General features: G+C 73.2%; 9 protein-coding genes. 3 read left to right on the top strand and 6 right to left on the bottom strand.

What is annotated here, in order from left to right:
- Positions 1-51 precede the first annotated feature (51 nt).
- Positions 52-2,151, top strand: a complete 2,100-nt coding sequence (locus tag ACWGO8_RS09970) for a RecQ family ATP-dependent DNA helicase (RefSeq protein WP_452042906.1) — start codon at positions 52-54, stop codon at positions 2,149-2,151.
- A gap of 27 nt (positions 2,152-2,178) precedes the next feature.
- Here the strand turns inward: ACWGO8_RS09970 and paaZ are convergent, their stop codons facing one another.
- The 6 genes from paaZ to ACWGO8_RS09940 all read right to left on the bottom strand — a co-directional run bounded on the left by paaZ (position 2,179) and on the right by ACWGO8_RS09940 (position 10,370).
- Positions 2,179-4,260: a phenylacetic acid degradation bifunctional protein PaaZ gene (gene paaZ / locus ACWGO8_RS09965; RefSeq protein WP_452042905.1), complete on the bottom strand. Its 2,082-nt coding sequence runs from the start codon at positions 4,258-4,260 to the stop codon at positions 2,179-2,181.
- Between the two features lie 26 nt (positions 4,261-4,286).
- A complete protein-coding gene (locus tag ACWGO8_RS09960) occupies positions 4,287-5,156 on the bottom strand; it encodes a 3-hydroxyacyl-CoA dehydrogenase family protein (protein ID WP_452042904.1) in 870 nt (289 codons plus the stop codon).
- Positions 5,153-5,965, bottom strand: coding sequence for an enoyl-CoA hydratase/isomerase family protein (locus ACWGO8_RS09955; protein WP_452042903.1), 813 nt, complete (start codon positions 5,963-5,965; stop codon positions 5,153-5,155). The genes ACWGO8_RS09960 and ACWGO8_RS09955 overlap by 4 nt, the downstream gene beginning before the upstream one ends.
- Positions 5,965-7,161, bottom strand: a complete 1,197-nt coding sequence (locus ACWGO8_RS09950; protein WP_452042902.1) for an acetyl-CoA C-acyltransferase — start codon at positions 7,159-7,161, stop codon at positions 5,965-5,967. Before ACWGO8_RS09950 ends, ACWGO8_RS09955 begins: the two co-directional genes overlap by 1 nt.
- A 217-nt stretch (positions 7,162-7,378) precedes the next feature.
- The gene (locus tag ACWGO8_RS09945) at positions 7,379-8,104 is read right to left on the bottom strand and encodes a hypothetical protein (protein WP_452042901.1); all 726 of its coding nucleotides are present in this window, start codon (positions 8,102-8,104) and stop codon (positions 7,379-7,381) included.
- A gap of 148 nt (positions 8,105-8,252) precedes the next feature.
- Positions 8,253-10,370, bottom strand: coding sequence for a DEAD/DEAH box helicase (locus ACWGO8_RS09940; RefSeq protein ID WP_452042900.1), 2,118 nt, complete (start codon positions 10,368-10,370; stop codon positions 8,253-8,255).
- 322 nt (positions 10,371-10,692) lie between these two features.
- On the opposite strand from ACWGO8_RS09940, the gene ACWGO8_RS09935 reads away from it, so the two are divergent.
- Together ACWGO8_RS09935 and ACWGO8_RS09930 are read left to right on the top strand one after the other, a co-directional pair.
- Positions 10,693-11,706, top strand: coding sequence for an alpha/beta hydrolase (locus tag ACWGO8_RS09935; RefSeq protein WP_452042899.1), 1,014 nt, complete (start codon positions 10,693-10,695; stop codon positions 11,704-11,706).
- Between the two features lie 97 nt (positions 11,707-11,803).
- Positions 11,804-12,844, top strand: coding sequence for a YihY/virulence factor BrkB family protein (locus ACWGO8_RS09930; protein WP_452042898.1), 1,041 nt, complete (start codon positions 11,804-11,806; stop codon positions 12,842-12,844).
- Positions 12,845-12,878 lie beyond the last annotated feature (34 nt).

The following is a 12,878-nucleotide window of genomic DNA, read 5'->3' as shown; positions in this document are numbered from 1 at the left end:
CAGAGCGGTCTCGCGAGCGCGGATGTCGGCCGCATCGACGAGAGTGGAGGCATGACCGCCCTCGTCACGACCGACGCCACGCGTGCCGACGCCCTCGCCGCGCTCCGCGAGCTCGTGGGCCGGCCCGACGCGGAGTTCCACGAGGGGCAGTTCGAGGCGATCGAGGCGCTCGTCGACGGGCGACGCCGCGCGCTCGTCGTGCAGCGCACCGGCTGGGGCAAGTCCGCGGTCTACTTCGTGGCCACGGCGCTGCTGCGTCGCAGGGGCGGTGGCCCGACCGTGCTCGTCTCGCCGCTGCTCGCGCTCATGCGCGACCAGATCGCGGCGGCCGAGCGTGCGGGCGTGCGCGCGGTGGCGATCAACTCGACGAATCCGCACGAGTGGGACGACGTCGTGCGCCGGCTCGACGCCGACGAGGTCGACGTGCTGCTGGTGTCGCCCGAGCGGCTCAACAACCCCTCGTTCCGCGAGCAGCAGCTGCCCGCGCTGGTGCGACGCATCGGCCTGCTCGTCGTCGACGAGGCGCACTGCATCAGCGACTGGGGTCATGACTTCCGGCCCGACTACCGACGGCTCCGCGATCTCATCGCCCGCATTTCGGCCGACGTGCCGGTGCTCGCGACCACGGCGACGGCGAACAGCCGGGTGGTGGCGGATGTTGCGGAGCAGCTCGGCGGGAGCGAGGTGCTCACGATCCGCGGCCCGCTGGCCCGCTCGTCGCTGCGCCTCGGGGTCCTGCGACTCCCCGACTCCACGACCCGCCTGGCCTGGCTGCTCAGCCACCTCGACGACCTGCCCGGCTCGGGAATCATCTACACGCTGACCGTCTCGGCGGCGAACGACACGGCGCGCCTCCTGCGCGAGCGCGGCCACGACGTGCGCGCCTACACGGGTCAGACCGATCCCGACGAGCGCGAGGAGTCCGAGGGCCTGCTGAAGCGCAACGAGGTGAAGGCGCTCATCGCCACGAGCGCGCTCGGCATGGGATTCGACAAGCCCGACCTCGGCTTCGTGGTGCACCTCGGGGCGCCGTCGTCGCCCGTCGCCTACTACCAGCAGGTCGGGCGAGCGGGTCGCGCGACCGAACGCGCCGACGTGCTCCTGCTCCCGGGCAATGAGGATCCGGCGATCTGGCACTACTTCGCGACGGCGTCGATGCCCGACGAGGAGCGCGCCCGCCGCGTGATCGACGAGCTGTCCGACGAGCCGGTGTCGACCCCGGCGCTCGAGGCGCGGGTCGACATCCGCCGCATGCCGCTCGAGCTGCTACTCAAGGTGCTCGACGTCGACGGCGCCGTGCGCCGGGTACAGGGCGGCTGGGTCGCCACCGGCGAGCCGTGGAGCTACGACGCCCAGCGCTACGAGCGCATCGCCCAGGAGCGCGAGGCGGAGCAGCGGCACATGATCGAGTACGAGCAGACCGACGGATGCCGCATGGCGTTCCTGCAGCGTTCGCTCGACGACGAGACGGCGGTCCCGTGCGGCCGGTGCGACACCTGTGCCGGTGCCTGGTACCCGGGCGGCCTCGCCGACGGCGCCGCCGAGGCCGCCGCCGGCGCCCTCGACCGGGTGGGCGTGCCCATCGAGCCGCGCCGCGCCTGGCCGACCGGCGCCGACCGGCTCGGGGTCCCGGTCAAGGGCCGCATCCCTGCGGGCGAGCAGGCCGACGAGGGCCGCGCGCTCGCGCGGCTCACCGACCTCGGATGGGGCGCCACCCTGCGCGAGCTGTTCGCGCCGAACACCCCCGATGCCCCGGTTCCGCCGCAGGTGCTGGCGGCCTGCGTGCGCGTGCTCGCCGACTGGGGCTGGGCCGAGCGCCCCGTGGCCGTCGCCTCGCTCCCGTCGCGGTCGCGGCCGCTGCTCGTCGACTCGCTCGCCCGCGGCATCGCGGAGGTCGGCCGGATGCCGTACCTCGGTGCGCTCGCGCCAGCGAAAGGCGGCCCCGCCGGTCGTCCCGGCGGGAACAGCGCCTTCCGGCTCGCCGGCGTCTGGGACCGGTTCACGGCCGACGGGATGGACGTGCCCGAGGGCGGCCTCCTGCTCGTCGACGACCAGGCCGACAGCCGATGGACGCTCACGGTCGCGGCACGGACCCTGCGGGAGCGAGGCGCGAGCGCGGTGCTCCCGTTCGTGCTCGCGCTGCGCGGCTGACGTGCGCGACGCGGCGGATCCCCGGCGCTACGCCGGCTGCGGCGCCTGCTCCTTCGCCACGAGGGTGAGCACGTCGTAGGTCGCGACGAGCTCGTCGTCCTGGTTCTTCAGCACCGCGTCCCAGCGCACCTCGCCGTACTCGTCGGTCTCGCGCGGCGAGATCTGCTTCGCCGTGAGCTCGACCCGGATCGAGTCGCCGGGCGACACCGGCGTGATGAAGCGCAGGTTCTCCAGGCCGGAGTTCGCGAGCACCGGGCCGGGCGCGGCGTCGACGAACAGGCCGGCGGCCCAGGACACGAGCAGGTAGCCGTGCGCGACGCGCCCCGGGAAGAACGGGTTCGCGGCCGCGGCCTCCTCGTCCATGTGCGCGTAGAACGTGTCGCCCGTGAACTCCGCGAACGTCTCGATGTCCTCGAGGGTCACCGTGCGCGACGCCGAGACGACCTGGTCGCCGATGCGCAGCTCCGCGAGCGACTTGCGGAACGGATGCACGCCGTCGGCCTGCGACGCCGCGCCCTGGTGCCACACGCCGGTGAGCGCGGTGAGCATCTCGGGCGAGCCCTGCACGGCGGTGCGCTGCATGTGGTGCAGCACGGCACGGATGCCGCCGAGCTCCTCGCCGCCGCCGGCGCGACCGGGTCCGCCGTGCACGAGGTTCGGCAGCGGCGAGCCGTGGCCCGTCGAGCTGCGCGCGTCGTCGCGGTCGAGGAAGAGCACGCGGCCGTTGTACGCCGCGATGCCCGACGCCAGCGCGACGGCCACCGAGGGGTCGTGCGTCGCGACGCTCGTCACGAGCGATCCTCCGCCGCGGGCCACGAGCCCGGTGGCCTCGTCGAGGGAGCCGTAGCCGACGATCGACGCGACCGGCCCGAACGCCTCGACCTCGTGCAGCGCGGGGCTCGCGGCATCCGCGAACCGCAGCAGCATGGGGCCGACGAAGGCGCCGTCGGGCGCCGCACCGGTGCTGCCGTCGGCGTGGACGATGCTCGGGGCATCCGTCGAGCCGATCACGAGCTCGCCGCCCCCCTGCTCGAGCCGGCCGACCTGGCGGAGGACCTCGTCGCGCTGGGTGAGCGACGCGAGCGGGCCCATCGTGACGCCCTCGGCGCGCGGGTCGCCGACGACCACGCGCTCGGCGATGCGGGCGCGCACGGCGTCGATGACCGCGTCGACGGATGCCTCGGGCACGATCGCGCGCCGGATGGCGGTGCACTTCTGGCCCGCCTTGGAGGTCATCTCGACGACGAGCTGTTTCACGAACGCGTCGAACTCGGGCGTGCCCGACACCGCGTCCGTGCCGAGGATCGACGCGTTGATCGAGTCGGTCTCGCTCGTGAACCGCACGCCGCCCGTCTGCACGGAGTCGTGCGAGCGCAGCCGCTCGGCGGTGGACGCCGAGCCGGTGAACGCGACGAGGTCGCCGAGGCGCAGGTGGTGGAAGAGGTCGGGCACGCCGCCCGACACGAGCTGCAGCGAGCCCTCGGGGAGCAGCCCCGACTCGACGAGGATGCGCACCATCGCCTCGGCGACGTAGCCCGTCGGCGTCGCGGGCTTCACGATCGTCGGGACGCCGGCGAGGAAGGCCGGCGCGAACTTCTCGAGCGAGCCCCATACCGGGAAGTTGAAGGCGTTGATCTGCACGGCCACGCCGGGGAGCCGGGTGTAGATATGCCGGCCGAGGAATGAGCCGTCCTTCGACAGGTTCTCGACGTTGCCGTCGATGTAGACCTTGCTGTTCGGCATCTCGCGGCGGCCCTTGCCCGAGTAGGTGAAGAGCACGCCGATGCCGCCGTCGATGTCGACCCACGAGTCCTGCTTCGTCGCACCCGTGCGGCTCGAGAGCTCGTAGAGTTCGGCCTTGCGCTCGGTGAGCGCGAGCGCGAACTGCTTGAGCAGCACCGCGCGCTGGTGGAACGTCAGCTCGCCGAGGCTCGCCTGGCCCAGCGTGCGGGCGTACTCCAGCGCTCCCGCGAGGTCGAGGCCCTCAGTCGACACGCGGGCGATCACGTCGCCCGTCGACGCGTCGCGCACCTCGGTCGCCGAGGCCGCGGCCGCGGCGTCCGGCGTCCACCACTGCCCCTGGACGTAGCTCGGCAGGATCTCGGTCATCGTGTGTTCCTCTCTCGGATCGCCGCTCACGGCGCATCCCACAGGTAGAAGCCCTCGCCCGTCTTGCGGCCGAGCTTGCCCTCGGCCACCATGCGGCGCAGCAGCGCGGGCGGCGCGAAGCGCTCGCCGAGCGTCGACGAGAGGTACTCGGCGATGCCGAGCCGCACGTCGAGGCCGACGATGTCGGTGAGCCGCAGGGGGCCCACCGGATGCTTGTACCCGAGCGTCATCGCGGCGTCGATGTCCTCGGCGCTGGCCACGCCGTCCTCGAGCATGCGGATGGCCTCGAGCCCGAGCGCGACACCGAGCCGGGACGACGCGAAGCCCGGGGCATCCGCGACGACGATCGGAGTCTTGCCGATCGCGTGCACCCACTCGCGGGCCTCAGCCACGAGGGTGCCCTGCGAGGCGTCGCCGCGCACGATCTCGACGAGCGACGAGGCCGGCACGGGGTTGAAGAAGTGCATGCCGAGGAAGCGGTCGGGCCGGTCGAGCAGCGCGGCGAGCTGGTCGATCGAGATCGACGAGGTGTTCGACGCGAGCGCGGCCTCGGGCGGCAGCACCGCCTCGACCCGGGTGAGCGCGTCGATCTTCAGCTCGAGGTCCTCCGGCACGGCCTCGATCACGAGGCCCGCGCGGGCGAAGTCCGCGACGTCGATGCTCGTCGCGAAGCGCGCGACGATGGCCGACTCCTCTTCGTCGGCGGTGCCGCGGGCGACGGATGCCGCGACGGACTCGAGCACGCGCGCCGAGGCCGCGCCCGCGGCATCCGCGTCACGCTCGACGACGGTCACGCGCGAGCCGGCGAGCAGGAACGCGTGCGCGATGCCGGCGCCCATGCGTCCGCCGCCGAGCACGCCGACGTCGGAGGGGGCTCCGGTCGAGGTCTCGCTCATCGCTGGGTCCTCTCGGTTGTCTTCGGGTCGGCGTGCCTGCGGTCCTTCGACCGGCGCTCGAGGAACTCGGTCATGCGCCGGAACTTCTCGGGGCTCTCGAAGAGGTCGGCCTGGGCCTCGAGGTCGACGGCCGGATGCTCCGCGAGCGGAGCGCGGAAGACGCGCTTCGTGGCGATCGTGGCGGCGCGGTCGTTGGCCGCGATCCGGTCGGCGATCGCGTGCGCCGCGGGCAGCAGCTCGTCGACGGGGTGCACCTCGGTGACGAGGCCGAGGTCGCGCGCCTCGTCGGCGCCGACCGCGCGGCCCGTGAGGAGCAGCTCGATCGCGCGCGCCTCGCCGACGATCTCCTTCAGGCGCCAGCTCGCCCCGGCCGCCGCGATGATGCCGAGTCCGGTCTCGGGGTTGCCGATGCGCAGGCGGGGCGTGGCGATGCGGATGTCGGCCGCGTACGCGAGCTCGGCGCCGCCGCCGAGCGCGTACCCGTCGAGGGCCGCGATGACGGGCATGGGCAGCTCGTGCACGCGCACGAACGCGTTCGCGTTGATGCCGCGGCGGGCGTCGTCGGCCCGGCGCTCGCGCAGCTCGCCGATGTCGGCGCCCGACGCGAACACGCCGCCGGCGCCCGTGAGGATCAGGATCCGCGGGATCGCCTCGAGCTCCGCGCACAGCAGGTGCAGGGCGTCGATCGTCGCCTGGTCGATCGCGTTGCGCTTCTCGGGACGATCGAGCGTGGCGACCACGCGGTCGTCGAATCGCTCGACGCGCAGGGGCCCGCCCGCGGCATCCGACAGCGGGTGCACCTCGGCCATCACACGCGCTCCACGATGAGCGCGGTGCCCTGGCCGACTCCGACGCACATGGTGGCGAGGCCGTAGCGCGAGCCCTCGCGCTCCATACGTCCGAGCAGGGTCACCACGAGTCGCGAACCCGACGAGCCGAGCGGATGCCCCAGCGCGATCGCGCCGCCGTCGGCGTTCACGCGCGACTCGTCGAGGCCGAGCCGGCGGATGCACGCGATGGACTGGGTGGCGAACGCCTCGTTGAGCTCGACCGACCCGATGTCGTCGAGGTCGATGCCCGCCCGCTCGAGGGCCTTCTCGGTCGCGGGGACGGGCCCGAGGCCCATGATCTCGGGCGCGAGCCCGGCGCTCGTGCCGACGACCACGCGGGCGCGGGGCGTGAGGCCGTAGCGCTCGACCGCCTCGCCGCTCGCGACGAGGATCGCCGATGCGCCGTCGTTGAGCGCGCTCGAGTTGCCGGCGGTCACGACCGAGCCGCCGTGCACCACGGGACGCAGGCCCGCGAGCACCTCGAGCGTCGTCTCGGGGCGCGGGCCCTCGTCGACGAGCACCTCGCCCTTGTGGGTCTGGACCCCGACGATCTCGGGCTCGAACCGGCCCGCAGCGATGGCGGCGGCGGCCCGCTGCTGCGAACGGAGGGCGAACGCGTCGGCGTCCTCGCGCGTGATGCCGTCGACGCGGGCGACCTCCTCGGCGGTCTCGGGCATCGCGTAGGTGGCCTTGTCGCGGGCGAGCAGCTGCCGGTTCGGGAAACGCCAGCCGATCGACGTGTCGTAGGCGGCGCCGGGCTTCGCCCACGGCCGGTCGGGCTTGGCCTGCACCCACGGTGCACGGGTCATCGACTCGACGCCGCCCGCGATGATCAGGTCGGCGTCGCCGGCGCGGATGGCCTGGGAGGCCATCGTGATGGCCGACATGCCCGAGGCGCAGAGCCGGTTCACGGTGATGCCGGGCACCTCGTCGGGCAGGCCCGCGAGCAGCACCGACATGCGCCCGACGTTGCGGTTGTCCTCGCCGGCCTGGTTGGCGGCGCCGAGGATGACCTCGTCGATGGCGCCGAGCTCGCCCGCCCGGTCGAGGTCGGTGCGTCGCACCAGCTCGCCGACCACGAGGGCGGCGAGGTCGTCGGGCCGCACGCTCGCGAGCGCACCGCCGTAGCGTCCGACCGGGGTGCGCACCCCGCCGACGAGGTAGGCCTCCGCCATGCTCACTCCTGACTGCATCGTCCGGGAACGCTCGCCCGCCCAGCGTATTCGCCGACGGGTCCTCCGGACCGAGCGGCAGCTCGGGTTCGGAATTGGCAACCGACCGTTCAGTCAGTAATTATGCCCCAGCGTCGAGCGGGGCGCCACTCGGGACGGCACGACGGATGGCGTCGCGCCGGCACGTCGGTGCCGAGGCGACGCCATCCGTCGCGGTCGGTCAGCCCTCGGTGGGCGCGGGCGTCGGGGTCGGCGTCGGGCCGAACAGCGTCCAGGCGCCGGCCTTGCACTCGTAGAACTGCACCGTGCTCGTGTCGATGAAGATGTCGCCGTCGGTGGTGCACGTCGAGGGGTCGGGGACGCCGACGCCGAGGAGCACCTGCGTGCCCGCAGCACCGGCCTCGCCCTGCGCACCCTGCTCGCCCTGGGCACCCTGCTCGCCCTGGGCACCCTGCTCGCCCTGGGCGCCCTGCTCGCCCTTGGCCCCCTGCTCCCCCTGCGCGCCCGTGAGGTTCTCGGCGGCGTTCTGGCGGATGTTCCCGACGAGCGTCCACTCGCCGTCCTGGAACAGGTACACGTCGGAGTTCGAGATGTCGATGTAGACGTCGCCCTCGTACCCCTTGCCTTCCTCGGGCACGCCGGTACCGGCACGAACGGCCGAGCCCGCGGGCAGGATCTCCTTGATCGCCTCCTCGTAGGCGGCCTCGTCGACCTCCGCCGCGGTCGGCGTCGGCGTCGGCTCGGCCGCCGTGGTGTCGCCCGCGCGGGCGACCCAGGACCCGAGGAAGGCCGCGACGAACGAGAGCACGACGATCGCGACGCCGAACCAGATGAGCGTCGCCCGGCTCACGGTCGGGGGGCCCGAGGGCGGCGGTGCTGCCTGCGGAGCAGCCCCCTGCGTCGGGGAATCGGGCGATGCGCCCTGCGGGGTACGGTCGTCGCTCATGTCGATGCGCCCTCCACGTCTCGCGCTCCCGGGCTCCCCAGGTGGTGCACGGCGACGCGCGTCGCGCTCATGCTAATCCCGCGGATGGGACGAGAACAGGCCCGCGACCGGGCGGGTCGCGGGCCTGTTCGGGTGGTGTGGCCGTCGCCTAGGAGGCGACCTCCTCGGTCGTGGCCCCGATCGCGGGCTCGACCTCGACCTCGGCCTTCGCGGGCGCGGCATCGAGCTCGGCGTGCAGGTCGTCCCCGAGGCGAACGTCGACGAAGTCGACCTCGATCTCGGCGCGGCCCAGGAGCTCGGCCATGCGGCGCTGGCGGTTCCGCGGGATGAGCGTGACGACGCGACCCTCCTTGCCGGCGCGGCCGGTGCGGCCGGCACGGTGCAGGTAGGTCTTGTACTCGTCGGGCGCGTCGGCCTGGATCACGAGGTCGATGTCGTCGACGTGGATGCCGCGTGCCGCGACATCAGTGGCCACCAGCACGTCGACCCGGCCGCTCGTCAGCTGCTGCAGGTTGCGCGTGCGGCGCGACTGGTTGAGGTCGCCGTGCAGCGCCACGGCGCGGATGCCGTAATCCTCGAGGTGATCGGTGAGGTCCTCGGCGAACGCGCGGGTGCGCGAGAACACGAGGGTCTTGCCGTCGCGCTGCGCGAGCTGCGCGACGATGTCGCGCTTGTCGCGATTGTCGATCACGAACACGCGGTGGTCGATGGCCGAGGACGCCTGGTCCTCGCCGGCCACCTCGTGCACCGCCGGGTCGACGAGGAACTCGTCGACGAGCGCGGCCACGCCGGTGTCGAGCGTCGCGGAGAAGAGGAGCTTCTGGCCGCCTTCGGAGGTGCGGCGGATGATGCGCTGCACCGGCTCGAGGAACCCGAGGTCGCACATGTGGTCGGCCTCGTCGAGCACCGTGACCACGACCTGGCTGAGGTCGAGGCGACCCTGCTCCACGAGGTCCTCGATGCGGCCCGGCGTGCCGATCACGATGTCGACGCCGCGCTGGAGCGCGCCGACCTGGCGGCCCTGGGGGACACCACCGTAGATCTGCGTGGTGAAGAGGCCGACGCTCTGCGCGATCGGCTGCACCGTGCGGTCGATCTGCAGCGCGAGCTCGCGGGTCGGCGCGAGGATCAGCGCGCGCGGGCTCCGGCCGATCTGGCGCTTCACGCGGCTGGTCCCTGAGCGGCCCGCGGTGCCCTGAGCCTGTCGAAGGGTCGAAGGGCCCGATTCGGCCCACAGCTGCATGAGGCGCTCCACCGTGGGCGCGCCGAAGGCGATGGTCTTGCCGGAGCCCGTGCGACCGCGGCCGAGCACGTCGCGGCCCTCGAGGACGACGGGGATCGTCGCGGCCTGGATCGGGAACGGCGTCTCGGCGCCGAGCTCGGCGAGCACGCGCACGACGTTGCCGCCGAGGCCGAGGTCGGCAAAGCTCACGCCCTCGACCGCGTCGGCCTGAATCGCCTCGGCCTCGAGGCGCTCGAGCACGACGTCGTCGGCCGGCGCGAAGCGCGACTCGGCCTCGCGCGAGGGGTAGAAGCTCGACGCGCGGCGCTCCGAGTCGCGGAAGCCGGGGCGGTCGAACTCGCGGCGGGCGGGACGCTCGTCGCGGTCGGACGAGCGGGCCGGGCGGTCGTTCCGGTCGAACTCGCGACGCGGCGCGCGGTCGTCGCGGTCGGAGCGACGCGGGGCACGGTCATCACGGTCGTAGGAACGTGCGGGACGCTCGTCGCGGTCGGACCGACGCGGCGCACGGTCGTCACGGTCGTACGAACGAGCCGGGCGCTCGTCGCGGTCGGAGCGACGCGGGGCACGGTCGTCGCGGTCGTAGGAACGTGCGGGACGCTCGTCACGGTCGAACCGACGCGGCGCACGGTCGTCACGGTCGTACGAACGAGCCGGGCGGTCCTCGCGGTAGTGCGCGCGCGCGGGGCGGTCGTCACGGTCGCGACGCGGCGCACGGTCGTCGCGATCGAACCGACGCGGCGCACGCTCGTCGCGCGCCGGGCGCTCGTCACGCGCAGGACGCCCCTCGCGCACGGTACGGTGCGGCGAGCGGCCGGTTGCGACGCGCTCCTCGCGCGACCAGCGCTCCTTGCGGGGCGTCTCCTCCTCGGGGCGGTAGCCGCGGTGGCCGGGGCTGCGCGATCCGGCCTTCTGCGAGGTCGAGCCGTTGCGCGCGGCGGTGCCGCTCTTGCGGCCGCCCTTCGCGTACGAGGGATCGAAGTTCCTGGCGGGTCGTCCGCCAGCGGGCTTCTTGTTCTTGGGCACGATGGATCTTCCTGGGTTGTACTTGAGTACATGGCAGCCGGCCGGGCGCAGGAGTGCGCTCGGCAGGACTGAGAACCCGGAACATCGTCGACCGGGGCCGTTCACATACGGTGACTTCCGAGGACAAGCCGCCCTCGAATCCGGCCCTCAGGACTCACAAACCCATCCGCGCCACGGCGCGGTGTCCAGAACCGACTCCGCAACGATACCGGATCGCGGCTGGGAAAGCCCCGAGCAGGCCGCGGTTCCGCCGCCGGCCGCCGCGTTTGACATCGCCGGATCGTGGGTTAGCATCACTCCACCCCTGAACCCGGAGCCCGGTGTGACCTCGACCCGAATCGCAGGCGGCTCCGGCATCCGCGTCAGGCGGATCGTCGCAGCCGCGCTGGCCGCCATCGCGGCGATCACGGGCGTGGTCGCGCTCTCCGGCTTCCACACCCAGCTGCGCGAGATCGACCCGACGGGGCCGGATGCGGCGAGCGAGGTCGCGAGCGCCGAGGTGATCGGCATCCGCACGTTCACCCCGCCCGCGGGCCTCGAGGTCGAGGCCGACCTCGAGTACGGCACGCGCGAGGACGGCACGCTGCTGACGCTCGACGTCTGCCTGCCCGCCGCCGATGCGCTCGAGCGGCAGCGGCCCGCGGTCGTGTCGATCCACGGCGGCAGCTGGGCGCGCGGCGACAAGGCGAACGCCGACTGGCGCAACGTGTGCCTGTGGCTCGCGAGCGAGGGCTTCGTCGCGGCATCCGTCAACTACCGGCTCGTGCCCGACGCGCGGTTCCCGGCCGCGATCGACGACGTGGCGCTCGCGGTGGCGTGGCTGCGCGACCCCGAGCAGGTCGAGCGGTTCGGCATCGACCCGACGCGCATCGGCGCGTTCGGCGGTTCGGCCGGCGGCAACCTCGCCGCGCTGCTCGGGATGACGGGCGAGGGGCCGCTCGACCAGGGCTCGCGGGTCGCCGCGGTCGCGGAGCTGTCGGGTCCGGTCGGCCTGAGCGCGGCCGAGCTCGCGGCCGACGCCGCATCGCCATGGCTCGAGGGCATCGTCGGCGAGTACCTGGGGTGCGACCCGGGCGCGAGCCTCGAGGCGTGCCCGAAGTCGGCGGATGCCTCGCCGGCGAGCCGGATCGACGCGAGCGACCCGCCCGTCTTCATCGGGCACGCCGAGCACGAGGTCGTCCCCCTCGGGCAGTCCGAGCGCTTCATCGAGGCGCTCGGCGCCGCCGGGGTCCCGGCGCAGCTGGTCGTCGTGCCGGGCGACGCGCACTCGATCGGCATCCTCGACGACGCGCTGCGGCCGCGCGTGGCGGCCTTCCTGCACGCCCACCTCGGCTGACCCGAGCAGGAGGCGCGCGCAACCCCTGCCGTCCGCGGCATCCGCGGCCATAGGCTCAGCACGAGCGAGCGTCATCCGTCCGACCCGAGGAGGCGAGATGAGTTCCCAGGCCGACTCACCCGTCGACTCACCCGTCGAGCTGACCCGCGACGACTGGCGCACCCTCTTCCGTCGCACGCTGCACGAGTTCCGGATCAGCCAGAGCTGGGACCTCGCAGCGGCCCTGACCTACCACGCGGTGCTCTCGGTGTTCCCCGCGCTGCTCGGCGCGTTCGCGCTCATCGGCATCTTCGGGAGCGCGGAGGCCGTCGCACGCACCGCCCTCGACGTGATCGGCGACCTCGCCGGCGACCAGGTCGCGACGGCGGTCGACGAGCCGATCGAGCAGTTGCTCGACGCGTCGCACGCCGCGCTCGCGTTCGCGACCGGCCTCGTGCTGACCCTCTGGACCGTGTCGGGCTACCTCGGCACGTTCGGCCGCGGCATGAACCGCATTTTCGGCGTGGCGGAGGGCCGCCCGTTCTGGAAGTCGCGCCCGATGTTCATCGGCGTCGCCGTCGTGATCGTCGCGCTCGCCTCGATCGTCGCCGTGCTCATGCTCGTGAGCGGCCCGGTCGCCGATGCGCTGGCGCGCTCGCTCGGCTTCGACGAGGGGCTCGTCATCTGGTGGGACTTCCTGAAGCTGCCCGTGGTCGCGGTGCTGGTGGCGGTGATGATCGCGGTGCTCTACTGGGCGACGCCGAACGTGAAGCGGCGGAACATCCGCTGGATGAGCGTCGGCGCGGGCGGTGCCCTGCTGAGCTGGCTCGCGACGACCGCGCTCTTCACCGCCTACGTGCTCGGCGTGCGCACCTACGAACGCACGTACGGAGTGCTCGGGTTCGCGGTCGCGTTCCTCCTCTGGGTGTGGCTGTCGAACCTCGCGCTCGTGTTCGGCGCGGTGCTCGACACCGAGGTCGAGCGCGCACGGCAGCTGCGCAACGGCATCGACGCCGAGGATCACCTGCAGCTGCCGCTCCGCGACGATCGCATGATCCAGAAGAACCGCGAGAGCCGGAACGCAGACCGCCTCGCGTCGGCGCGGATGAAGCCCGACACCGCCGTCGACGGCGTCGTGACGCCGTCGGCGGAGCGATGACAGCGGCCCCGTACCGGCGTACGGCCGCAGGATC

The sequence above is a fragment of the Agromyces sp. NPDC055661 genome (assembly GCF_053618135.1).
The sequence above is the reverse complement of the archived record's forward strand: the minus strand, read 5'-3'. Positions and strand labels throughout refer to the sequence as shown.